Source organism: Streptomyces sp. NPDC058985, assembly GCF_042740985.1.
Classification (GTDB): Bacteria; Actinomycetota; Actinomycetes; order Streptomycetales; family Streptomycetaceae; genus Streptomyces.
Genome location: NZ_JBHYJX010000017.1, coordinates 12,228 through 35,724, shown reverse-complemented (window position 1 = coordinate 35,724; position 23,497 = coordinate 12,228). Strand labels below are relative to the sequence as shown.

Sequence of the window (23,497 nt, the reverse complement as noted above, 5' to 3'; positions counted from 1 at the left end):
GCTCCTTGCTGAAGCGTGAACGGTGATCTGACGCCGTCCATTGTGGACTGCGGCACTGACAGCCACCGACCAGGACCCGTCACGGGCTGCCCGGCCCGGCGCTGCCCGCAGGGTACGCCCTCCTCCCGCGCCCTCGTCCCCGGCGGGCCGCCAACCCCGTTCTCGCTCTCGGCGTAGGAGGCCCGGGAACTCCACCGGCGTCCCGCACGCTTGCATACAGTGGCAGGATCGGCGGAATTCCGCAGTTCCGCCCAATGATCCACCCAGTGATTCCACCAAGGATTCCGCGATCGAAGGGACGTACATGCCCATGGGTCACACGGCCACAGCCCAGGCAGACTCCGGCGGCCTGACAGCGACCGAGCACCGCCTGGCCAACGGCCTGCGCGTGGTGCTCTCCGAGGACCACCTGACCCCGGTCGCTGCGGTCTGCCTCTGGTACGACGTCGGTTCCCGCCACGAGGTCAAGGGACGTACCGGCCTGGCTCACCTTTTCGAGCACCTCATGTTCCAGGGCTCCGCCCAGGTCAAGGGCAACGGTCACTTCGAGCTGGTGCAGGGCGCCGGCGGTTCGCTCAACGGCACCACCAGCTTCGAGCGGACCAACTACTTCGAGACCATGCCCGCCCACCAGCTGGAGCTCGCCCTCTGGCTGGAGGCCGACCGCATGGGCTCCCTGCTGTCCGCCCTGGACGAGGAGTCGATGGAGAACCAGCGGGACGTCGTCAAGAACGAGCGCCGCCAGCGCTACGACAACGTCCCCTACGGCACGGCCTTCGAGAAGCTGACCGCCCTCGCCTACCCGGAGGGCCACCCCTACCACCACACGCCGATCGGCTCCATGGCCGACCTGGACGCGGCCACCCTGGAGGACGCCCGCGCGTTCTTCCGCACGTACTACGCGCCGAACAACGCGGTGCTGTCGGTCGTCGGCGACATCGACCCCGAGCAGACGCTGGCCTGGATCGAGAAGTACTTCGGTTCCATCGCCTCGCACGACGGCAAGCAGGCCCCCCGGGACGGCTCGCTGCCCGACGTCATGGGCGGCCAGCTGCGCGAGGTCGTCGAGGAGGAGGTCCCGGCCCGCGCCCTGATGGCGGCCTACCGGCTCCCGGAGGACGGCACGCGCGCGAGCGACGCGGCCGACCTGGCGCTCACCGTCCTGGGCGGCGGCGAGTCGTCCCGCCTCTACAACCGGCTGGTGCGGCGCGACCGCACGGCCGTCGCCGCCGGGTTCGGCCTGCTGCGGCTTGCCGGGGCGCCCTCCCTGGGGTGGCTGGACGTGAAGACGTCCGGTGACGTCGAGGTGCCGGTCATCGAGGCCGCCATCGACGAGGAGCTGGCCCGGTTCGCCGAGGAGGGCCCCACCGCCGAGGAGATGGAGCGCGCCCAGGCCCAGCTGGAGCGCGAATGGCTGGACCGGCTGGGCACGGTCGCCGGACGCGCCGACGAACTGTGCCGGTACGCCGTGCTGTTCGGCGACCCGCAGCTCGCCCTCACCGCCGTGCAGCGGGTGCTCGAGGTGACGGCGGCGGAGGTCCAGGAGGTCGCCAAGGCCCGCCTGCGCCCCGACAACCGCGCGGTGCTCGTCTACGAGCCGACCGCCCCCACCGACGAGCACGCCGCCGAGAACGACGCCACCGACGAGAACGAGGAGGCGGCCAAGTGACCGACCTCGCCACCATGGACTTCCACGCCCAGCCGCAGGCCGGCGAGCCCAAGCCGTGGGCGTTCCCCGCGCCCGGCCGCGGCAGCCTCGACAACGGGCTGACGGTACTGCGCTGCCACCGCCCCGGCCAGCAGGTCGTCGCCGTCGAGGTGCTCCTCGACGCGCCCCTGGACGCCGAGCCGGCCGGCCTCGACGGTGTCGCCACGATCATGGCGCGCGCCTTCTCCGAGGGCACCGACAAGCACTCCGCCGAGGAGTTCGCCGCCGAGCTGGAGCGCTGCGGCGCCACCCTCGACGCGCACGCCGACCACCCCGGTGTCCGGCTCAGCCTGGAGGTGCCCGCCTCGCGCCTCGCCAAGGCGCTCGGCCTCGTCGCCGACGCCCTGAGGGCACCCGCCTTCGCGGACAGCGAGGTCGAACGGCTGGTCCGCAACCGCCTCGACGAGATCCCGCACGAGCTGGCCAACCCGGCCCGCCGCGCGGCCAAGGAGCTCTCCAAGGAGCTGTTCCCGGCCGGGACCCGCATGTCGCGCCCGCGCCAGGGCACCGAGGAGACGGTCGAGGCCATCGACTCCGGCTCCGTACGCGCCTTCTACGAGAGGCACGTCCGCCCCGCCACGGCCACCGCCGTGGTCGTCGGCGACCTCACCGGCCTCGACCTGGACGCGCTGCTGGGCGAGACCCTGGGCGCGTGGACCGGCTCCGCCGCCGAACCCCGTCCCGTGCCGCCGGTGACCGCCGACGACCGGGGCCGCGTCGTCATCGTGGACCGGCCCGGCGCCGTCCAGACGCAGCTGCTGATCGGCCGCACCGGATCCGACCGGCACGACCGCGTGTGGCCCGCACAGGTGCTCGGCACCTACTGCCTCGGCGGCACTCTCACCTCCCGCCTGGACCGCGTCCTGCGCGAGGAGAAGGGCTACACCTACGGCGTTCGGGCCTTCGGGCAGGTGCTGCGGTCCGCGCCGGACGGCACCGGCGCCGCCATGCTCGCCATCAGCGGCTCCGTCGACACCCCGAACACCGGCCCCGCCCTGGAGGACCTGTGGACGGTGCTGCGCAAGCTCGCCGCGGAGGGGCTCACCGACCCCGAGCGCGACGTGGCCGTGCAGAACCTGGTGGGCGTGGCGCCGCTGAAGTACGAGACGGCCGCGGCCGTGGCGAGCACCCTGGCCGACCAGGTCGAGCAGTACCTGCCCGACGACTACCAGGCGACCCTCTACCGTCAACTGGCCGCCACGGGCACCGTGGAGGCCACGGCGGCGGTCGTGAACGCCTTCCCGGTCGACCGTCTGGTGACCGTCCTCGTCGGTGACGCCGCACAGATCAAGGAGCCCGTCGAGGCCCTCGGCATCGGTGAAGTCACCGTGGTGGCGGCCGAGTAGCGGCACGCGCGGAGAGCGGCCCCAGTGACCGGAGTGTCACCGGGGCCGCCGTTTGTCCGAATTGAGGGAGAGGCTGCCCGTCTGCCCTGTGGCATGCGCTACAAAAGTCTTGTTGCGTTTGAGGATTGAACGCAGCCCCGTTTAGCGTCATCCGGGCTGTTCGTCAGGCAGTGCGCCGCACCCGCGGCACCGGACAGTCATCGCCGAGTCCCCACATGGCGCGAGCCAGGGGAGCCGGGGACCCATCGCAGTCCCTGGGGTGAATCGGACGCCCGCGCGTGTCGCGAGGGGGCCCGTAGGAGACCTTCCTGCTCCGAACCCGTCAGCTAACCCGGTAGGCGAGAGGGAAGGAAAGGACCAGCCTCTACATGGCGTTCACGCGCGCCACCGGGAAGCACCGGCGTCCCAGCAAGATGCATCGCAGTACCGCCCGCGCGGCGGGTGTCGCGGCTCTCGCCACCACCGGCGTCGTCGGCACCCTCGCGGCACCGGCGCTCGCCGCCGAGCCCCAGGCGGAACGGAGCGGACTCACCCCGGTCATCACCATCGGCGACTCCCTGGCCGAGGAGATCGACGCCCAGGCCCTCGCACAGCGGCAGGCCGCCGCGGACGCCGCCGCCCGTGAGGCGGCCCAGGAGGCCGCGCGCGAGCGGGCCGCCGAGGCGGCCAAGGAGGCACGCGAGGCCAAGGAGCGCGCCGCGCGGGAGGCGGAGCGCAAGCGCCTCAACACGTTCGTTCCGCCGATCACCTCGTCCTACGTCTCCACCGCGTACCAGGCCGGCAGCTCCCTGTGGTCCTCCGGCAGCCACACCGGCATCGACTTCCACGCCTCCAGCGGCACGACCGTGCACGCGGTCGGCGTCGGCACCGTCGTCGAGGCCGGCTGGGGCGGGGCGTACGGCAATCAGGTCGTGATCAAGATGCACGACGGCACGTACACGCAGTACGGGCACCTGTCGTCCGTCGGCGTCTCCGTCGGCCAGTCGGTCGAACCCGGCCAGCAGATCGGCCTCTCCGGCGCCACCGGCAACGTCACCGGGCCCCACCTGCACTTCGAGGCCCGTACGAGCCCCGAGTACGGCTCGGACATGGACCCCGTCGCCTACCTCCGCTCCCACGGCGTGAACGTCTGACGGCGGACCCCGCGACACCACCCGAAAGCCCCGGCCGTCCGAGCCGGGGCTTTTGGTTTTCGTCGGTGCGCAGCCGCCCGTCGTAGGCCAAAAAAGATCCATGAAATCCGCTCCGCCGTCGGAATATCCGCTGGATTGGCCTAGAGTCGCTGGACACGTCAATCGTCGACGTTTCACGGGGATTAAAGCGGAGGTCGGTCATGCGTATTCCGGCGCATTCGGTGTGCACGGCGATCCGGGACGACATCGTCGCCGGCGTCCACGTGCGCGGGGGCCGGCTCACCGAGGAACTCCTCGCCCGTCGCTACGGCGTCTCCCGCGTCCCCGTCCGCGAGGCCCTGCGCACGCTGGAGGCCGAGGGCTTCGTGGTGACCCGGCGGCACGCGGGCGCGTGCGTCGCGGAACCGACCGAACGGGAGGCCGAAGACCTGCTGGAGACCCGTACGCTCCTGGAGCCCCTGGGCGCCGCCCGGGCCGCCCGCCGCCGGACCGACGCCCACCTCAAGGTGTTGCGCGGCCTGGTCCGCCTGGGGCAGGAACGTGCCAGGCAGGGCAGTGGCGAGGATCTGCGCTCCCTGGGCGGCTGGTTCCACGAGACCCTCGCCCAGGCCGCCGGCAGCCCCTCCCTGACGGCGCTGCTGACCCAGCTGCGCCACAAGATCGCCTGGATGTACGACGTGGAGGCGCCGGCCGGACCGGTGGAGTACTGGGCCGAGCACGGCGCGATCCTCGACGCGGTGGCCCGGGGCGACGGCGACCGGGCGCGGGCGCTCATGGCGCTGCACGTCGAGCAGTCGGTACCGGGACACCGCCTGCGATTCGACTCCGGCGGCGGCAGGACGGAGCGTGTGAGGAACCCGCAACGTCCCGTAAACACGGCGAGCCTGCGGCATTAACATGGGTCCCGTATACAAAGAGCAGGAAATTCGGGGGGATTTTCCGCCTGCCGTATTCCTGCCGGTCGGCAGGAATACGGCAGGCGGAATGGTGCGAAAAAAAGCACCCGGTCCGGCAGCGGCGGTGTGAGAACCGAGCGGAGTATCAGCGGCTGCCGAAGGCGGGCAGGGTGAGGGCTGAATGGGCGGGGCGGGGCTCCGGCGCGGGCATGGCGCTGAGGTCGCGCAGTCGGTCGTTGCGCTGCTCCAGGGCGCGCGCGGTGGTCGGGAAGAGGGTGGCGCCGCCCTGGCCGACCAGGTTCTGGTTCAGGGTCACGAAGTCACGGGTGCCGTGTTCGTAGGCGGCGAAGCCCGCGGCGTGGTCTCGGTCGGCCAGGGAACCGGCCAGCATGTAGGCGCCGACGAGGGCGAGGCTGGTGCCCTGCCCGGTGAGGAACGAGGGCGCGTACGCGGCGTCGCCCACCAGTGCGACCCTGCCGCTTGACCAGCGGGGCATGCGGATCTGCCCGACCGCGTCGAAGAACACGTCGTCCGCGTCCTGGAGGGCGGTCAGGATGCCCGGGACCTCCCAGCCGGCGTCGGCGAAGACCTCGGCGAACAGGTCCCGTTGGGCGTCCGGGCTGCCGAAGGCGTCGAAGGGCGGCTGTGGCCGGGCGAAGTTCAGGAAGGCGTGCACTTCGTCGTCGTCCCCCACGGCGTAGAGGGCGGCGGCCCTGCCCGGGGCGTTCCACATGACGCTCTCGTGGGAGAGGCCGAAGGTGTTGCGCATGGTGAATACGGCGAAGCAGTAGCCGAGGTACCGGTGGAACCGCTCCTCGGGACCGAAGAGCGTCTCCCGGGTGCGTGAGTGCATGCCGTCCGCGCCGAACACCAGGTCGAAGGTGCGGCTGCCGCCACCGCGGAAGGTGACGTCGACCCCGTGCCCGGACTGGTCGAGGGTGTCGACGGAGTCGTTGAAGAGGAACTCCACCTCGTCCCGGACCGCCGTGTACAGTGCGTCCGTCAGATCCCCGCGGCGTATCTCCAGGTCCCGTCCCGCGACGCCGCCGGTGACGGCGTGCGGGTGGAGCGAGGCGACCTCGCCGCCGTCCCCGTCCCGGAAGGTGAGCCGGCGCAGGTCGATGTGCGCGTCCCGCAACCGCGGCAGGATCCCCATCCTCTCCACGACGTCGAGTGCGGTGCCGCGTACGTCGACGGGGTAGCCGCCGCTGCGCAGCGTGCCGGCCTTCTCCACCACGGTGACCTCGAATCCGTGGCGGTCGAGCCAGAAGGCCAGGGCGGCACCGGCGATGCCGGCCCCGGAGATCAGGACCTTGGGCCCCGGTGCGGTGCGGGTCATGCTTTGACTCCTTTGCTCATGGTGCGGGTGACGAACAGGGCCAGCGAGACGACGACGCCGGCGAGGACGAATCCGGTGACGTAGGCCGATTCGGCCGCGACCTTCGACCCGGAAGGGGTGCCGGCGGTGAGGAGCGCGCCGCCGAGCTGCCCGCCGACGGCGGAGCCGACCACGCGGCTCACCAGGATCAGGCTGGTCGCGATGCCGGTGTCGCCCTGGTCGACGGCGGTGGCGGTGCTGGTCATCATCGCCGTGACGCACAGGCCGTTGGCCAGCGCGATCAGCACCTTGCCGACGACGAGGTGCCACACCTCGGTGTGCACGGCCGCCACGGCGAGCAGGCCGGCGGCCATCATGACGACGCCGGTGTTGACCACGGCACGCGAGCCGAAACGCCGGTCCCCGATCCCGCCGAGCGGCCCGGCCAGCGTCGCGGCGAGAGCGCCGGGCAGCAGGAAGAAACCGATCTCGGTGGCACTGGCCCGGAATCCGTAACCGTCGCCGCGCTCGTCGAGCAGTTGCGGAATCAGATAGACCGCCATCGTGGCACCGAGGCAGATGACGAACGTGAGCACGCACGCCTTCCATATCGCGGGCCGTGCCAGCATGCGCAGGTCGATCATCGGTGCCGCCGCGCGCCGTTCGACCCTCACCCATCCGGTGACGAACGCGGCCAGAACCAGCACGAGGGCGACGAGCGCGAGTGGCTGCGAGCCGGCTTCGGGCGCCAGCGCGAGGACGAGCATGAGGGTGACCAGCATCCCGCTCAGCAGCAGCAGGCCGGGCCAGTCGATCCCGGAGCCGTCCGACCGGCCCGGTGGATCCGTCGGCATCAGCCGGTTCACGAGCAGGGTGGCGCCGATGACCGCGATCGTCGGCAGCGCGAACATCCAGTGCCGGGAGAGCTGTTCCGCCACCGGACCGGCCGACAGCATGCCGACCATCGACCCGCCGACGAAGAGTCCGCTGACCACACCGATGGCCACCTTGGACTCACCGGCGGGGAGGTGTTCGCGGACCACGATGAACGACAGGGGCAGCGCGCCGATCATCGCACCCTGCAACACCTGGCCGACCAGCAGCACGGGCAGGTTGGGGGCCAGGGCGGACACCGTGCCGCCGACCGAGACCACCGCCATGAGCCGGATCAGGATCTTCTTCCCGCCGTAGCGGTCGCCGAACTTGCCCGCCAATGGGGTGATGAGCGCACCGGTGATGAGGAGGATGATGCTGAGCAGCGCTCCCTCGGACTGGCTCATGTCCAGTTCGCGTTCCAGGAGCGGGATCGTCGGTGCCACCACCGACTCCAGGGCACCGGTGGACAGCGCCAGGATGCCGAGGGCCCCGACGGCGGATTTCCGGATGGGGACCGGGGGAGCCAGGGTTGTGGTCATGGGTGTCCTTTCCGTCGTGGCCGGGGTGAGGGCCGTTGACGGAGGACAGAGTGGGTGGACGGCCATACGGCGGGCGTCATACCCGGGAGCCAATGTGTGCGTGATACCGCGGTAGGGGGTGCGGGGCGGGACGAGGCGGTCGGCCGGCGCGGGACAGATCCGCCTCCCGCAGCAGGTCCCGGATCTCCCGCGGACCGAAGATCACATTGCTGAGGGAGAGGGCGTGCTCAAGCGGCGCGTCCGGGCCGTCGTCACGCGGTCGCCGTCTGTCAGACGGTCTCGGGAAGCTCCTCGAGCCCCTCGGCGACCAGCTTCGCCAGCCGGTCCAGGGCGATGTCCGCGCCCTCGGCGTCGGAGGCGAGGACGATCTCCTCGCCGCCCTGGGCGCCGAGGCCGAGGACGGCCAGCATGGAGGCCGCGTTGACGGGGGAACCGTCGGCCTTGGCGATCGTCACCGGGACGCCTGTGGCCGTGGCGGCTCGGACGAAGATGGAGGCGGGGCGGGCGTGGAGACCCTCGGCCCAGCCGACGTTGACGCGGCGCTCAGCCATGTGATGCTGCCCTTCAGGTGTTCAGAGGGTTGAGGTTGTCTAGACCAGTGTTGTCTAGACCAGTTTCCCACATCGTGAAGCATGCCGGGACGGCCCTGTGCCGTCCCGCGTGGTGGTCGGACCGCGGCCTCGGTCCGAGTTCGTCTCGTCCTCGTGTACCCCACAGACTGCCCCGCGCCGTTGTCGTACGCGAGCCGTACTCTGGGGCCCATGCAGACCTCGTCGGACCGGCACGAGTACCCCGCCCACTGGGAAGCCGACGTGGTGCTGCGCGACGGCGGCACCGCGCGCGTACGCCCCATCACCGTCGATGACGCCGAGCGCCTGGTCAGCTTCTACGAGCAGGTTTCCGACGAGTCGAAGTACTACCGCTTCTTCGCGCCGTACCCTCGCCTGTCCGCCAAGGACGTCCACCGCTTCACCCACCACGACTTTGTGGACCGGGTGGGACTCGCGGCCACCATCGGCGGCGAGTTCATCGCCACCGTACGCTACGACCGGATCGGCCCCGCCGGAACACCTGCTCCAGCACCGGCCGAGGAGGCCGAGGTCGCCTTCCTCGTCCAGGACGCCCACCAGGGCCGAGGCGTCGCCTCCGCGCTCCTGGAGCACATCGCCGCCGTGGCCCGCGAGCGCGGGATCCGCCGCTTCGCCGCCGAGGTGCTGCCCGCCAACACCAAGATGATCAAGGTGTTCATGGACGCCGGGTACACCCAGAAGCGCAGCTTCGAGGACGGCGTGGTCCGCCTGGAGTTCGATCTCGAACCCACCGACCGCTCCCTCGCCGTGCAGTACGCGCGCGAGCACCGCGCGGAGGCCCGCTCCGTCCAGCGCCTGCTCCAGCCGGGTTCGGTGGCCGTCATCGGCACCGGCCGGACACCGGGCGGTGTCGGCCGCAGCGTCCTCGGCAACATCCGCGACGCGGGCTACACCGGCCGGCTCTACGCCGTGAACAAGTCGTTCGCCGACGATCTGACGGACCTCGACGGTGTGCCCGCGCACCGTTCCGTGCGCGCCGTCGACGGCCCCGTCGACCTCGCCGTGGTCACCGTCCCCGCCGAGCAGGTCCCCGAGGTCGTCGACGAGTGCGGTGAGCACGGCGTGCAGGGACTGGTGGTGGTCTCCGCCGGATACGCCGACAGCGGCGCCGAAGGACGGGAACGCCAGCGGGCCCTCGTACGGCAGGCGCGCAGCTACGGCATGCGGATCATCGGCCCCAACGCCTTCGGGATCATCAACACCTCACCGGAGGTCCGGCTCAACGCCTCCCTCGCCCCCGAGATGCCGCGCCCGGGACGGATCGGCCTCTTCGCCCAGTCCGGCGCCATCGGCATCGCCCTCCTCTCCCGGCTGCACCGGCGCGGCGGGGGAGTCACCGGCGTCACGGGCGTGTCGACCTTCGTCTCCTCCGGCAACCGGGCCGACGTCTCCGGCAACGACGTCCTTCAGTACTGGTACGACGACCCGGAGACCGACGTCGCGCTGATGTACCTGGAGTCCATCGGCAACCCGCGCAAGTTCACCCGCCTGGCGCGCCGGACCGCGGCCGCCAAGCCGCTGGTCGTGGTGCAGGGCGCACGGCACGGCGGCGTCGCCCCGCAGGGACACGCCGTACGGGCGACGCGGCTGCCGCACGCCACCGTCTCCGCGCTGCTCCGCCAGGCCGGCGTGATCCGGGTCGACACGATCACCGACCTGGTGGACGCGGGGCTGCTGCTCGCCCGCCAGCCGCTGCCCGCCGGCCCCAGGGTCGCCATCCTGGGGAACTCCGAATCACTGGGCCTTCTGACCTACGACGCGTGCCTCTCCGAGGGGCTGCGACCGCACCCTCCGCTGGACCTGACGACGGCGGCCTCGCCGGACGACTTCCACGCGGCGCTCTCCCGGGCGCTCGCCGACGACACCTGCGACGCGGTGGTGGTGACCGCCATCCCGACGGTGGGGGAGGGTCCGGCCGGGGACGCCGCGCTGGCCAAGGCCCTGCGGTCGGCGGCGGCCGCGGTGCCCGCCAAGCCGGTCCTGGTGGTCCACGTGGAACTGGGCGGCCTGGCGGAGGCCCTCTCGGCCGCGGCCAGCACCGCGCCGCAGGCGCCGCCCCCCGCGGAGCCCCGGCGGCCCACGCCCGCCGAGCCCGGAGCGGCCACGGCCCCGGAGCGCCCCGAGCCCCGGGAGGCTCCCGCCCCCGGCGACGGCACCCGCCTCATCCCCGCCTACCCCGCCGCCGAACGCGCGGTCCGCGCCCTCGCCGAGGCCGTCTCCTACGCCCAGTGGCGCCGCGACGCCGTGGACCCCGGCAAGGTCCCGGAGTACGACGACATCGACGAGAAGGGCGCCGCCGGGCAGATAGCCGGGTACCTCGCGCGCGGGCAGGGGCTCACCCTCGGCTCGGCGGAGACCTGCGAGCTGCTCGGCAGGTACGGCATCGACGTCCACCGCGCGCTGCCCGCCCCCGACCCCGACGAGGCCGCGTCCGCCGCGCGGACCATCGGCTACCCCGTCGCCCTCAAGGCCACCGCCCCTCACCTGCGCCACCGCGCCGACCTGGGCGGCGTACGCCTGGACCTCGCGGACGAGGAGCAACTGCGCCGGGCCTACGCCGAGTTGACCGAGTTGTTCGGCAGGCCCGCGGAGCTGCGCCCGGTGGTGCAGGGGATGGCACCGCGCGGCGTCGACACCGTCGTCAGGGCCGTCATCGACCCGGCGGCCGGCGCGGTGCTCTCCTTCGGACTCGCGGGTGCCGCCACACAGCTGCTCGGCGACACGGCGCACCGGCTGATCCCGGTCACCCACCGCGACGCCACCTCGCTCATCCGTTCGGTCCGCACCGCCCCCCTCCTCTTCGGCTGGCGCGGCTCGGCGCCGGTCGACGCCCCGGCCCTGGAAGAGCTGCTGCTGCGGGTCTCCCGGCTGGTCGACGACCACCCCGAGGTCGTCGCCGTCACCCTGGAACCGGTGGTGGTGGCCCCGCACGGCCTGAGCGTCCTCGGAGCCTCCGTCCGGCTCGCGCCCCCTCCCGCCAGGGACGACCTCGGCCCCCGGACCCTCCCCGCGTACTGACCGCGCACGGCCTGGGCCGGGTCCCGCGGGAGCGTGCCGCACAGTCAGTGGGCCCCCTTAGGATGGAGGGCATGGCCAAGACCAGTACGACGACCCAGGGGCTGCGAGCGGCGATCGAGCGCAGCGGCTACTACCCGGCCCTCGTGGCCGAGGCGGTGGAGGCCGCCGTGGGCGGCGAGCCCGTGCGGTCGTACCTGGTCCACCAGGAGACGACGTTCGACCAGAACGAGGTGCGCCGGCACGTGACCGTGCTCGTGCTCACCGGCAACCGCTTCATCGTCAGCCACACCGACGAGCAGGCCGCCGACGACACCTCCCCGACGCCGTACGCCACGACGTCCACGGAGTCCGTCAAGCTCGGCCGGATCTCGTCCATCGTCGTCAGCCGCGTGGTCGCCAACCCGGAGCAGTACAAGCCGGGCACCCTGCCCCGCGAGATCGTGCTCACCATCGGCTGGGGCGCCGTCTCCAGACTCGACCTGGAGCCGGCCGCCTGCGGCGACCCCAACTGCGAGGCCGACCACGGCTACACGGGCAGTTCGACGGCCGACGACCTCAGCCTGCGGGTCAGTGAGGCCGGGGACGGCCCCGAGACGGTGCGCCAGGCGCTCACCTTCGCGCAGGCCCTCTCCGAGGCGACCGCGGAGACCGGCCGCTGATGGCCCACCCGCCTCCCCCCGCAGCCCATGACCGAGGGCGCTTCGCGCCCACCTCCCTCGGCTCCGCCTCCTGGGACACCGACCCGGAACCGCTCCCGGTCGACTCCGCCCCCGTCCCCGAGTACGGCAGGGGCTCCCTCGCCGACCTGCTGCCCACCCTGGCCGCCGGACTCGGCGTCCCCGGCATGACCGCGGGCATCACCGAACTGACCCCGGCCGACCGGAACTGCGTGTTCCTGATCGACGGCCTCGGCTGGGAGCAGCTGAGGGCCCACCCGGACGAAGCCCCCTTCCTGTGCTCGCTCCTCGGCACCTCGCGCGGCGGCACCGGGCGTCCGATCACCGCGGGCTACCCGGCGACCACCGCGACCTCTCTCGCCTCCGTCGGCACCGGCCTGCCGCCGGGCGCCCACGGCCTGCCCGGATACACCGTCCGCGACCCCGCCACCGGCGCGCTGATGAACCAGCTGCGCTGGCAGCCGTGGACCGCGCCGGCCGTCTGGCAGCCGTACCCCACCGTCTTCCAACTCGCCCAGCAGGCGGGTGTGCACGCGGCGCAGGTGTCCTCGCCGACGTTCGCGAACACCCCGCTGACCAAGGTCGCGCTCAGCGGCGGCACGTTCGTGGGACAGCTCTCCGGCGAGGACCGGATGGACAGCGCCGCCGCGCAGCTGGCCGGAGCCGACCGCGCCCTCGTGTACACGTACTACTCCGAGGTCGACGGCGCCGGCCACCGCTTCGGCGTCGACTCCGACACCTGGCGGGGCCAGCTCGGGCACGTCGACCGGCTCGTCCAGCGCCTCGCCGAGCAGCTGCCGCCGCGCAGCGCCCTCTACGTCACCGCCGACCACGGCATGATCGACGTGCCCTTCGACGAGGACCACCGCATCGACTTCGACGAGGACTGGGAGCTGAAGGCGGGCGTCGCCCTCCTCGGCGGCGAGGGCCGCGCCCGGCACGTGTACGCCGTCCCGGGTGCCCGGGGCGACGTGCTGACCTGCTGGCGAGAGGTGCTGGGCGAGCAGTTCTGGGTGGCGTCCCGGGACGAGGCGATCGAGGCGGGCTGGTTCGGCCCCCGGATCGACGACCGGGTGTACGACCGCATCGGCGACGTGGTCGCCGCCGCGCGGGACGACGTCCTGCTCATCGCCTCCGAGCGCGAGCCGAAGGAGTCGGCGATGGTCGGCAACCACGGTTCGATGACCCCTGCCGAGCAGCTCGTCCCCCTGCTCGAAGTACGCTCCTGACGCCCTGCCGCACACCCGACCCGTTGCCGAAAGGTGCCCAACCCCTCATGCCCGAGCTGGTGTTCTTCTCCGGAACGATGGACTGCGGGAAGTCGACACTGGCTCTCCAGATCGAGCACAACCGCTCGGCGCGCGGACTCGCCGGGATGATATTCACCCGCGACGACCGCGCGGGCGAGGGCAAGCTCTCCTCGCGTCTCGGCCTGGTCACCGACGCGGCGGAGGTCAAGGACGGACAGGACCTGTACGCCCACGTCGTCGACCACCTCTCGCAGGGCGGACGCGTGGACTACGTGATCGCGGACGAGGCGCAGTTCCTCGCGCCGGACCAGATCGACCAGCTCGCGCGCGTGGTCGACGATCTCGACGTCGACGTGTACGCCTTCGGCATCACCACCGACTTCCGCTCGAAACTCTTCCCCGGCTCCCAGCGCCTGGTCGAACTCGCCGACCGGGTCGAGGTGCTCCAGGTCGAGGCCCTGTGCTGGTGCGGGGCCCGCGCCACGCACAACGCCCGTACCGTGGGCGGCGTCATGGTCGTCGAGGGCGCTCAGGTGGTCGTCGGCGACGTCGCCCAGTCTCCCGACGAGATCGGCTACGAGGTGCTGTGCCGACGCCACCACCGCCGCCGTACGACCGCTGCGACGGCCCGCGCGGCGGCGCTGTCGCCGGACGTGCTGCCGGTGTCACCCGCCTGAGGGACCCGTGGGGCTCGGAGCCCCGCCCCCCAGGTGCTGCAGCAGCGAGAACCGTGCCCCCTCCGGGTCCGCGACCATGGCCCTCCGGCCCTGGGGCGAGTCCCGGACCGGCTCGACCACATGGCCGCCGAGGCCGACGAGCCGCTCCAGGGCCGCGTCCGCGTCGGCCACCTCGAAGTACGTCAGCCAGTGCGGCCCCCGTTCCCGGGGGAGCGCGTTGCCCAGACCGTGGATGCCGGCGACCGGGCGGCCGTCGAGGCGCAGGGTCACGTGGTCGAAGCCGGCCGAGACCGACGGCGTCGGCTCGAAGCCGAACACCGTCTCGTAGAACTTGGCGACGTTCGCCGTCTCGAACGTGATCAGTTCGTTCCACGCCGGTGTGCCGGGCACGCCCGTGACGGCGGTGCCGAGGTGTTCCGCCGCCTGCCAGATTCCGAAGACGGCGCCCGAAGGGTCCGAGGCGATGGCCAGCCGGCCGGCCTCGCCCGCGTCCAGCGGGCCGACGCCGACCGTGCCACCGCACAGGCGCACCGTCTCGGCCGTGCGGTTCACGTCGTCGGAGGCGAAGTAGGGCGTCCAGGCGATGGGGAGCTGGCGGTCCGGCGGCAGTTGGCCGATTCCCGCCACCTCGTACCCGTCGAGCAGGGCCCGCGCGTAGGGGCCCAGTTGCTGGGGTCCGGGCTGGAACTCCCAGCCGAACAGGCCCCCGTAGAAGTCGTGGGTCGCGGCCGGTCCGTGCACCATCAGACTCACCCAGCAGGGTGCGCCGGGTGTGCGCCGGGCGTTCGTCTCGCCGTTCCGGCCGGTCGACCCCCGTGCGTCCGTCATCGTCACTCTCTTCTCGGCCCTTGCGCGGGCCGTGCGTCCGCTTTCGCTCCGACGGACCCCGCGCCGATGCCGGCACCGGTCCCGGCGCCGTGCGCCTCGGGTGCGCTCGTGGGGCAGCCCGGCTGCCCGGGTGGTACAGCATGTGCCCGAACCCGCACGCCTCGTGATCGGTACTGTCCGGCGGGCAGAGTAGCCCGACATCGACGCCTCGGCCACTCGGTACGCCAGGATGGGGCCATGAACGCCATCATCTCCGCATCCGAACTCATGAAGGAGCTGGCGGGCGCCAACCCGCCCGTCCTGCTCGACGTGCGCTGGCAGTTGAGTACGGCCAGGGCGGCCGGCGCCCCGCCCTTCGACGGCCGGGCCGAGTACGCGGCCGGGCATCTTCCCGGCGCCGTCTACGTCGACCTGGACCGGGAACTCGCCTCCGCGCCCGGCGGGCGCGGCCGGCATCCCCTGCCGGACGTGGCCGAGTTCGGCGCGGCGATGCGCCGGGCGGGCGTGTCGTCGGGCCGGCCGGTCGTCGCCTACGACGGCGGGCAGGGGTGGGCGGCGGCCCGCGCGTGGTGGCTCCTGCACTGGACGGGTCACCCGAACGTGCGGGTTCTCGACGGCGGGTTGCCGGCCTGGGAGGCGCCGCTGTCGACGGACGTCCCGGCCCCGGAGGAGGGCGACTTCGCCCCGTCACCGGGCGCGTCGGGACTGCTGGACGCGGACGGTGCCGCCGCGCTGGCCCGCTCCGGGGTGCTGTTCGACGCCCGCGCCGGGGAGCGCTACCGGGGTGAGGTCGAGCCGATCGATCCCGTCGGCGGCCACATCCCGGGCGCCGTGTCCGCGCCGACGACGGACAACGTGACGGCGGACGGCCGCTTCCTGCCCGCCGGGGAACTCGGGGCGCGTTTCAGGACACTCGGCGCCACGGAGGGCGACGAGGTCGGCGTCTACTGCGGCTCGGGCGTGTCGGGCGCCCACGAGGTGCTCGCCCTGGCGGTGGCGGGCATCCCGGCGGCGCTGTACGTGGGCTCGTGGTCGGAGTGGTCCTCGGACCCGTCCCGGCCGGTCGCGGTGGGCCCGGACCCCCAGTAGGGGAGCGGAAGGCACGTACAGGGCGGTCCTGTTCGCGGGGCGGGGTGCACGCCGGGCTCCGGTGACGCTTGTCGGTGGCGACCGGAGCGAACGGGCCGTGTGTGCGCTTGGCCGGGGGAGGCGGACGCGGGCGGGGGGACAGGGCGCACCCGACGGGTGACCGGTCGGCCCGCGACCGAACAGTGCAAGGTCCCGCGCACGGCACCGGGGCCGCACCCGCGTGGGTACGGCCCCGGTCCCGGATGAAGGGCGCCTAGTCCTGCTTCTTGCGGCGGGTGCCGAAGACGATCTCGTCCCAGCTCGGCACCGCCGCGCGGCGGCCCGGACGGACGCCGTCGGCCTCCGCCTGGCGGTCGGTGGAGCCGGTGAGCCGGTCGCGGTGACTGGCCACCGAGCGCGGCATGAGCACGTCGGCGTAGGCGGAACCTGCCGATGCGGCGGGCGCCGGGGGCTCCTCCACCTCGGGCTCCTCGGCCGGTTCCTCCACCACCGGTTCCGGGGCGCGCTCGGGCACCACCAGGTCGCCGCGGAAGCTCGGCACGGCCTCCAGGAGGCTGGTCAGCGAGTCCCGTTCGCGTTCGGCGGAGGCGGTGGCCGCGGTCTCCTCGGCGGGCTCGGACGGCGCCGGGGGCAGGCTCGGCCGCTCCCGCTGCTCCCGGTCGAGGGAACGGTCCAGCGGCCGGTCGCGCGGCAGCCGGGCGATGCGCGGCACGAACGGGAAGCTGGGCTCGGCCGCGGCGAGGTCGTCGGACTCGCCGATCAGCGCGCGTGCCTCCGAGTCGACGGCCTGGACGAGCCGCCGGGGCGGGTCGTACGTCCAGCTCGCCGAGTGCGGTTCGCCGGCGACCACGTAGACCAGCAGCACTTCCCAGGTGCCGTCGTCGCGGCGCCAGGAGTCCCACTGGACGGTGTCCTTGTCGGCGCCGCGCAGCAGCAGCCGCTCCTGGACCGCCTCGCCGAGGGGCGGCCCGGAGTTCTCGCCGGGGCGGCGGACGGGGGTCTTGCGGGCCCGCTCCGCCATGAAGGCGCGCTCGGCCAGCACGGGACCCTCGAAGCGCCGTACGCGGTCGACGGGGATGCCGGCCATCTGGGCGACCTCTTCCGCGGTCGCGCCGGCACGTATACGCGCCTGGATGTCGCGGGGGCGGAGATGGCTCTCCACCTCGATCTCGATCTGGCCGAGGCGGGGACGGTCGCCGCGCACGGCGACCCGGAGTCGTTCGTCGATCGGAAGCGTGTACTCCGTGCTGTCCGCAGCCTTCAGCACCAGCCGTGTGCCGTCATTCGAGACGGCCACGACACGCAGTTCGGGCATGGGGACCTCCCGGGTGGTGCCTGCCGACGTCACGTGCGTCGCTGCTTCCGCTCTGTCGAGTGTGGCCTGCCCGGGTGCAGCCTGCCACAACCTTGCCGAGTTGCCCGGCGTGTCGGGCGCGGGCCCTGGATCGCCGTTATGGCACGGTTACCTGTTCGCAACGCTAAGTGACCAACTCCGTCACCCTGTGCAACTAGCCCCCTCCCGGCGGTCCTTCAAGGCTCAGAACCCCCTGTCGGGAGACCGGACCCAGGGCTCGCAACAGTACTCCATTCGGGCCACGTGCGTGGATTGGCACGCCGCCCAACTTCTGGCAAGAGGGGGTACTTGGCCGCCCCCGCCGCGATGTGCGCGATCTTGGACGTGGCGTACTTCACGCAATCACCAGAAACGGAACTAATGGTTTCGGTCGCACGTCCCTTTCTCGTGCAGTTGATCGGTCCCGTAGGGGAAAGGCAGGCAAGGTCAGAGGATGCGTGAAAAGTCCGATGGCGCCGGGGAGGCGGACGTGCGTACGGAGGGGGAAGCCAGGCGGATCGACCTGAGCGTGGCCCAGGTCGCGGGCAGCGCGCTGGCCGCGGTGGTGGCCGCCAAGCTCGCCTCTTCGTTCGGCGTCTACGGCACGATCCTGGGCGCCGGTGTGATCAGTGTGGTCGCCACCTGCGGGGGCTCGGTCCTCCAGCACTTCTTCAAGCGCACCGGGGAACAGCTCCGGGTGAAGCGCACGGCGGCCGTCGCCCAGGGGGCGGGACACGGAGCGGCTCCGGCTCCGGGAGAGTTCTCCAGGGGCACCGTCTACCGCGCGCGGACCACGGGCTGGAAGCGCCCGGTGCTCGCGGCGGCCCTCGTCTTCGGGGTCGCCATGGCGGGGATCACCACCTACGAGGTCGCCTCCGGCGAGAACCTGAGCGGTGGCCACCGCACCACGGTCGGCAACGCCCTCTCCGGTCACAACAAGTCCGCTTCGGATTCGGGGACCTCCGACGATTCCGATGATTCGGGCGATTCCGGCGGTTCCGGGAACTCCGAGAACGGTAAGGGCGACTCGGGCGGTTCCGGGAACTCGGGCGACGACGGCTCGGGGAGCGACACCCCGGCCGCCACCCCTTCCGGCACCCCGGGCGGAACCGGCGACGACACCTCCTCGGGTGACGACGCCGGGCAGGACGGCGGCACGGCGACCAGCCCGACGCCCACCCCGGACGCCACCGGGGACGAGGGCTCCGGCGACTCCGGGAGCCCCGCCCCCGACGGCTCGGCTACGGCCCCAGAACCCGGCGCAAGTAGTCGTTCAGGAACAGACGGTCAGGGTCAAGGCGGTCCCGCAGCGCAGTGAACTCGCCGAAGCGCGGGTAGACCCGGGAGAGGTACTCGGCGTCCCGGGTGTGCACCTTTCCCCAGTGCGGCCGCCCCTCGTGCGCCGTGAAGATGCGCTCGGCGGCGGTGAAGTACGCCTGGTAGGGCGTGCCGCGGAACATGTGCACGGCGATGTACGCGCTGTCGCGGCCCGAGGCGGTGGACAGCGTGATGTCGTCGGCCGGGGCCGTGCGCACCTCGACCGGGAAGCTGATCCTGAGCCGTGACCGGTCGACCATCGCCTTGAGTTCGCGCAGCGTCTCGACGACCGCCTCGCGCGGCACGGCGTACTCCATCTCCACGAACCGCACCCGGCGCGGCGATGTGAAGACCTTGTGCGGGGTGTCCGTGTACGTCCGCGCGGAGAGCGCCCTGCTGGAGAACCGGGCGATCGCCGGGATCGTGCCGGGGGCGGCGCGGCCGACCCAGTTGGCGGCCTGGAAGGCGCCGTTGGACAGGAACTCGTCCTCGAACCAGCCCTGGAGCCGGCCGACCGGCTGCTCCGGTCCGGCGCTGCGGTTGTTGCGCTTGGTGTTGGTGTTGCCGGTGTGCGGGAACCAGTAGAACTCGAAGTGCTCGTTCTCGGTCCACAGTTCGTCGAAGTCGGCGAGGACCCGCTCGAAGGGCATCGGTTCCTCACGCGCGGTGAGCAGGAAGAGCGGCTCCACGGCGAAGGTGATGGCGGTGACGACGCCCAGCGCGCCCAGGCCGATCCGGGCGGCGGCGAACACCTCGGGGTTCTCCCGCTCGGAACAGGTCAGCACCGAGCCGTCCGCGGTGACCATCTCCAGCCCCCGGATCTGAGCGGCGATCGAGGCCGACTCGCGGCCCGTGCCATGGGTGCCGGTACTGGTGGCCCCGGAGACGGTCTGCTCCGTGATGTCGCCCATGTTGGTCAGCGACAGCCCCTCACGCGCGAGGGCCAGGTTGAGCCGCTTGAGCGGAGTGCCGGCCTCGACCGTGACCGTCATGGCGGCACGGTCGATGTCACGGATGCCCGTCAACAGTTGAGGGCGGATCAACAGGCCGTCCGTCGCCGCTATGGAGGTGAAGGAGTGCCCGGTGCCGACCGCCTTGACCCGCAGTCCCTCCCCGGCCGCCGCGCGGACCGCGTCCGCCAGCTCCTCGACGGAGGCGGGGGTGACCTCCCGCGCGGGGCGCGCGGAGACGTTGCCGCCCCAGTTACGCCATGTGCCGTTCCGGCCGTTCGCCCTGCCGCTCGCCGTGCGTGTGCTGCTCAACGGTGCCTCCCCGACGCGGATCCGGCCGCTTGAGCCGGCGGTACCCGAGGAAACCGACCGCGACCGCGACGGCCCCGGCCACCGCCGGAACCCAGTACCCCGCACGCGCCCCGGAGGCGTCGACCACCCAGCCGCCGCCGGAGGAACCGATCGCGACCCCGACCGCGAGTCCGGTGCTCACCCAGGTCATGCCCTCGGTGAGCTGCGCGCGTGGTACGTGCTGATCGATGAGGGACATCGTCGTGATCATCGTCGGAGCGATGGACAGACCCGCAACGAACAGCGCCGCGGCCAGAAACAGCAGGTTTCCGACCAGTAGCAGGGGGATCATACTCACGGCCATCGCACACACGCCCAGAAGCCAGCGACGCTCGGGCGGACCGGCGAAGCGCAGCAGCCCGAAGATCATGGCCGCCGTGCACGATCCGGCCGCGTACAGGGCGAGGACGAGGCTGGCGGCGGCCTTGTGCCCCTCCTCCTCGGCGAACGCCACGGTGACGACGTCGATGGCCCCGAAGATCGTCCCCGTGGCCGCGAACGTGCCGACCAGGACCTGGAGGCCGCGCGAGCGGAGCGCGGTGCCGCCGCCCTTGTGCTCGCGCGGGTGCGGGACCGGCTCGGTGGCCCGCTGCGCGGTCAGCCAGAAGACGCCGGTCGCCAGGAAGCAGGCGGCGAGCAGCGGCCCGGCCTCCGGGAACCACGCCGTGGACAGGCCGATGGAGATGATCGGCCCGAAGATGAAGCAGACCTCGTCCACCACGGACTCGAAGGAGTACGCGGTGTGCAGCTGCGGGGTGCCCCGGTACAGGGCCGCCCAGCGGGCCCGGACCATCGCGCCGAGGCTCGGCACGCAGCCGATGCCGACGCAGGCCACGAACAGCACCCAGTCCGGCCACCCGTAGTGTGCGGCCGGCAGCAGCACCGCCGCCGCGGTCAGCGACACCAGGGTCGCCGGGCGCAGCACCCGCCGCTGCCCGTAGCGGTCCACCAGACGGGAGACCTGCGGTCCGGCCACGGCGGCGGCGAGCGCGACGGTGGCCGACAGCGCCCCGGCCAGTCCGTACCGGCCGGTGAGCTGCGAGATCATGGTCACCACGCCGATGCCCATCATCGACAGCGGCATCCGGCCGAGGAAGCCCGCGGCGGAGAAGCCCTTGCTGCCGGGGGCGGCGAACAGGGCGCGGTAGGGGCTGGCCAACGAGGTCTCCGGAAAAGCTCGGCAACGCGCTCAGTAAGGTGCGAACACAGTCGATACAGATTACTCGCCCAAACGCTCGGAAACACCCCCGCGGACCTGGTGAAACACACGGTCGGTACCCCGCCGTTTCCTCGCTGTCAGTGCCTGGTGGCAGGATCGAGACATGCCAGACGTGCTCGATGTCAGTCCGTACGACGCCCTGCTCCTGCTCTCGTTCGGCGGCCCGGAGGGCCCGGACGACGTGGTCCCCTTCCTGGAGAACGTGACGCGCGGGCGGGGCATCCCGAAGGAACGCCTCAAGGAGGTCGGGCAGCACTACTTCCTCTTCGGCGGGGTCAGCCCGATCAACGACCAGAACCGCGCCCTGCTCGACGCCCTCCGCAAGGACTTCGCGGAGCACGGCCTGGAGCTGCCGGTCTACTGGGGCAATCGCAACTGGGCGCCGTACCTGACGGACACCCTGCGCGAGATGGTCCGCGACGGCCGCCGCCGCATCCTGGTCCTCGCGACCAGCGCCTACGCCTCGTACTCGGGCTGCCGCCAGTACCGGGAGAACCTCGCGGACGCGCTGGCCGCCCTGGAGGCCGAGGGGCTTCAGCCGCCCCGGGTCGACAAGCTGCGGCACTACTTCAACCACCCGGGGTTCGTGGAGCCGATGGTGGACGGGGTGGTCCGGTCCCTCGCCGAGCTGCCCGAGGAGGTCCGCGACGGCGCCCACATCGCGTTCTCGACCCACTCGATCCCCACCTCGGCCGCGGACACCTCCGGCCCGGTCGGGGCCCACGGTGACGGCGGGGCCTACGTCCGCCAGCACCTCGACGTCGCCCAGATGATCGCCGACGCCGTCCGCGAGCGCACCGGCGTCGACCACCCCTGGCAGCTGGTCTACCAGTCGCGCTCCGGCGCCCCGCACATCCCGTGGCTGGAGCCCGACATCTGCGACCACCTGGAGGAGCGCCGGGCAGCCGGTGCGCCCGCGGTGGTGATGGCCCCCATCGGGTTCGTCTCCGACCACATGGAGGTCCTGTACGACCTCGACACCGAGGCCACCGCCAAGGCCGGGGAGCTGGGGCTGCCGGTGCGCCGCTCGGCGACCGTCGGTGCCGACCCGCGGTTCGCCGCCGCGGTCCGCGACCTCGTCCTGGAGCGGGCCGCCGGCGAGCGCGGCCAGGAGGTCGCGCCGTGCGTCCTCGGCGCGCTCGGCGCGAGCCACCACCTGTGCCCGGTCGGCTGCTGCCCCGCCCGCGCCCCCCGGCCCGCCGCGGCGGGCGCCGACAGCCCCTACGCGTGAGGAAGCCCGTGACCGACCTGACGACCGACCCGCTCCACGCCGAGCTGCTGACGATCGCCCGGGAGGCCGCCCACCGCGCGGGCGCGCTGCTGCGCGACGGACGGCCGGCCGACCTCGCGGTCGCCGCCACCAAGTCCAGCCCGATCGACGTGGTCACCGAGATGGACATCGCGGCGGAGAGGCTGATCACCGGGCTGATCGCCGAGCGCCGCCCCGAGGACGGCTTCCTCGGCGAGGAGGGCGCCGCCGCCGAGGGCACGAGCGGCGTCCGCTGGGTCATCGACCCGCTCGACGGCACGGTCAACTACCTGTACGGACTGCCCACCTGGGCGGTCTCCATCGCCGCCGAGCAGGACGGCGAGCGGGTGGCGGCGGCGGTCGTGGCCCCGATGCGGGGCGAGGCCTACCACGCGAGGCTGGGCGGCGGAGCCTGGGCGACCGGAGCCTGGGAGGGCGAACGCCCGCTCGCCTGCCGGCCCGCGGCCCCGCTGGACCAGGCGCTGGTCTCCACCGGCTTCAACTACGTCGCCGACGTCCGCGCGGAGCAGGCCGAGATCGCGCGACGGCTCATCCCGCTGGTGCGGGACATCCGGCGTGGTGGCTCGGCCGCGATCGACCTGTGCGACGTGGCCGCGGGACGCCTCGACGGCTACTACGAACGCGGGCTGCACCCCTGGGACCTCGCGGCGGGCGACCTGATCGCCCGTGAGGCGGGCGCGGTGACCGGAGGACGCCCGGGTGAGCGCCCCTCCGGCACCCTGACCATCGCGGCCAGCCCGTCCGTCTTCGAACCCCTCCAGCACCTGCTGACGGACTTCGGAGCGTAGGCCCCCGGCGGTGGATCAGGGGGTGGCGGTCGGACCCCGGCCCCATCGGCGCGGCAAGGCATGACCCGGCCGGGCCCATGGCTCCCGCGCGGTGCACGGGCGCCCCTCCGGCCCCGGCAGGGCGCCGGGAGGCGCCGGTGGGGCGAGCGAAGACGCCCGCCACGACGGTCGCCCGTCAAACGTTCCATCGCCCGGCCACGGGGCCGGGTGGCGCGTCGGCACGTCAGGCCCGACGAGCCGGCCCTGGCGGGCGGCCTTGCCCGGGCGTCACCGACGTCGGGGGCCGCTTGGCAGGGCCGGCGGGGGCCACCGCGCGGCAGCGCA

General features: G+C 72.7%; 19 protein-coding genes and 1 riboswitch. Of the genes, 12 read left to right on the top strand and 7 right to left on the bottom strand.

Annotation, left to right across the window (positions count from 1 at the left end):
* Nucleotides 1–304: 304 nt before the first annotated feature.
* The 4 genes from ACFW01_RS17430 (at nucleotide 305) to ACFW01_RS17415 (ending at nucleotide 5,083) form a co-directional block, all read left to right on the top strand.
* A complete protein-coding gene (locus ACFW01_RS17430; RefSeq protein WP_384504378.1) occupies nucleotides 305–1,669 on the top strand; it encodes a M16 family metallopeptidase in 1,365 nt (454 codons plus the stop codon).
* Nucleotides 1,666–3,054 carry a M16 family metallopeptidase gene (locus ACFW01_RS17425; protein ID WP_384504376.1) on the top strand — a complete coding sequence of 463 codons (1,389 nt, stop codon included), beginning with the start codon at nucleotides 1,666–1,668 and terminating at the stop codon, nucleotides 3,052–3,054. Before ACFW01_RS17430 ends, ACFW01_RS17425 begins: the two co-directional genes overlap by 4 nt.
* A gap of 191 nt (nucleotides 3,055–3,245) precedes the next feature.
* Nucleotides 3,246–3,410, top strand: a riboswitch (cyclic di-AMP (ydaO/yuaA leader).
* A gap of 12 nt (nucleotides 3,411–3,422) precedes the next feature.
* A complete protein-coding gene (locus ACFW01_RS17420) occupies nucleotides 3,423–4,187 on the top strand; it encodes a M23 family metallopeptidase (RefSeq protein ID WP_384504374.1) in 765 nt (254 codons plus the stop codon).
* Between the two features lie 200 nt (nucleotides 4,188–4,387).
* On the top strand, nucleotides 4,388–5,083 hold the full coding sequence (locus tag ACFW01_RS17415) for a GntR family transcriptional regulator (RefSeq protein ID WP_384504372.1): 696 nt from the start codon (nucleotides 4,388–4,390) through the stop codon (nucleotides 5,081–5,083).
* A 145-nt stretch (nucleotides 5,084–5,228) separates the two neighbouring features.
* Here ACFW01_RS17415 and ACFW01_RS17410 read toward each other — a convergent pair whose 3' ends face one another.
* The 3 genes from ACFW01_RS17410 to ACFW01_RS17400 form a co-directional block, all read right to left on the bottom strand.
* Nucleotides 5,229–6,422 carry an FAD-dependent monooxygenase gene (locus ACFW01_RS17410; RefSeq protein ID WP_384504370.1) on the bottom strand — a complete coding sequence of 398 codons (1,194 nt, stop codon included), beginning with the start codon at nucleotides 6,420–6,422 and terminating at the stop codon, nucleotides 5,229–5,231.
* A complete protein-coding gene (locus tag ACFW01_RS17405) occupies nucleotides 6,419–7,816 on the bottom strand; it encodes an MFS transporter (protein ID WP_384504368.1) in 1,398 nt (465 codons plus the stop codon). Before ACFW01_RS17405 ends, ACFW01_RS17410 begins: the two co-directional genes overlap by 4 nt.
* 269 nt (nucleotides 7,817–8,085) lie before the next feature.
* Nucleotides 8,086–8,367: an HPr family phosphocarrier protein gene (locus tag ACFW01_RS17400; RefSeq protein WP_122618470.1), complete on the bottom strand. Its 282-nt coding sequence runs from the start codon at nucleotides 8,365–8,367 to the stop codon at nucleotides 8,086–8,088.
* Between the two features lie 210 nt (nucleotides 8,368–8,577).
* Between ACFW01_RS17400 and ACFW01_RS17395 the strand changes: the two genes are divergently transcribed.
* From ACFW01_RS17395 to ACFW01_RS17380, 4 genes are all read left to right on the top strand, one after another.
* On the top strand, nucleotides 8,578–11,424 hold the full coding sequence (locus ACFW01_RS17395; protein WP_384504366.1) for a GNAT family N-acetyltransferase: 2,847 nt from the start codon (nucleotides 8,578–8,580) through the stop codon (nucleotides 11,422–11,424).
* A gap of 62 nt (nucleotides 11,425–11,486) precedes the next feature.
* On the top strand, nucleotides 11,487–12,083 hold the full coding sequence (locus ACFW01_RS17390; RefSeq protein ID WP_161330192.1) for a DUF5998 family protein: 597 nt from the start codon (nucleotides 11,487–11,489) through the stop codon (nucleotides 12,081–12,083).
* Complete coding sequence (locus tag ACFW01_RS17385; protein ID WP_234958498.1) at nucleotides 12,083–13,330, top strand: nucleotide pyrophosphatase/phosphodiesterase family protein; 1,248 nt, start codon at nucleotides 12,083–12,085, stop codon at nucleotides 13,328–13,330. Before ACFW01_RS17390 ends, ACFW01_RS17385 begins: the two co-directional genes overlap by 1 nt.
* Before the next feature lie 47 nt (nucleotides 13,331–13,377).
* Entirely contained in the window at nucleotides 13,378–14,028 is a 651-nt protein-coding gene (locus ACFW01_RS17380; RefSeq protein WP_234958499.1) for a thymidine kinase, read from the top strand.
* On the opposite strand, the gene ACFW01_RS17375 is transcribed toward ACFW01_RS17380, so the two are convergent.
* The gene (locus ACFW01_RS17375; protein ID WP_234958500.1) at nucleotides 14,017–14,856 is read right to left on the bottom strand and encodes a VOC family protein; all 840 of its coding nucleotides are present in this window, start codon (nucleotides 14,854–14,856) and stop codon (nucleotides 14,017–14,019) included. The genes ACFW01_RS17380 and ACFW01_RS17375 overlap by 12 nt on opposite strands.
* Before the next feature lie 237 nt (nucleotides 14,857–15,093).
* On the opposite strand from ACFW01_RS17375, the gene ACFW01_RS17370 reads away from it, so the two are divergent.
* Nucleotides 15,094–15,945, top strand: coding sequence for a sulfurtransferase (locus ACFW01_RS17370; RefSeq protein ID WP_234958501.1), 852 nt, complete (start codon nucleotides 15,094–15,096; stop codon nucleotides 15,943–15,945).
* 253 nt (nucleotides 15,946–16,198) lie between these two features.
* Here ACFW01_RS17370 and sepH read toward each other — a convergent pair whose 3' ends face one another.
* Nucleotides 16,199–17,260 (bottom strand): septation protein SepH, encoded by a 1,062-nt coding sequence (sepH, locus tag ACFW01_RS17365; protein WP_234958502.1) that lies wholly within the window; start codon nucleotides 17,258–17,260, stop codon nucleotides 16,199–16,201.
* Nucleotides 17,261–17,732: 472 nt separating this feature from the next.
* On the opposite strand from sepH, the gene ACFW01_RS17360 reads away from it, so the two are divergent.
* A complete protein-coding gene (locus tag ACFW01_RS17360) occupies nucleotides 17,733–18,596 on the top strand; it encodes a hypothetical protein (RefSeq protein ID WP_384504362.1) in 864 nt (287 codons plus the stop codon).
* Here ACFW01_RS17360 and ACFW01_RS17355 read toward each other — a convergent pair.
* The gene (locus ACFW01_RS17355) at nucleotides 18,520–19,857 is read right to left on the bottom strand and encodes a D-arabinono-1,4-lactone oxidase (protein ID WP_234958504.1); all 1,338 of its coding nucleotides are present in this window, start codon (nucleotides 19,855–19,857) and stop codon (nucleotides 18,520–18,522) included. The genes ACFW01_RS17360 and ACFW01_RS17355 overlap by 77 nt on opposite strands.
* Nucleotides 19,799–21,055 (bottom strand): MFS transporter, encoded by a 1,257-nt coding sequence (locus tag ACFW01_RS17350; RefSeq protein WP_234958505.1) that lies wholly within the window; start codon nucleotides 21,053–21,055, stop codon nucleotides 19,799–19,801. Before ACFW01_RS17350 ends, ACFW01_RS17355 begins: the two co-directional genes overlap by 59 nt.
* Before the next feature lie 163 nt (nucleotides 21,056–21,218).
* Here ACFW01_RS17350 and ACFW01_RS17345 point away from each other — a divergent pair, with 163 nt between their 5' ends.
* Nucleotides 21,219–22,346 (top strand): ferrochelatase, encoded by a 1,128-nt coding sequence (locus ACFW01_RS17345; protein ID WP_234958506.1) that lies wholly within the window; start codon nucleotides 21,219–21,221, stop codon nucleotides 22,344–22,346.
* Nucleotides 22,347–22,354: 8 nt separating this feature from the next.
* Nucleotides 22,355–23,173 (top strand): inositol monophosphatase family protein, encoded by an 819-nt coding sequence (locus ACFW01_RS17340; protein WP_384504359.1) that lies wholly within the window; start codon nucleotides 22,355–22,357, stop codon nucleotides 23,171–23,173.
* Nucleotides 23,174–23,497: the final 324 nt, after the last annotated feature.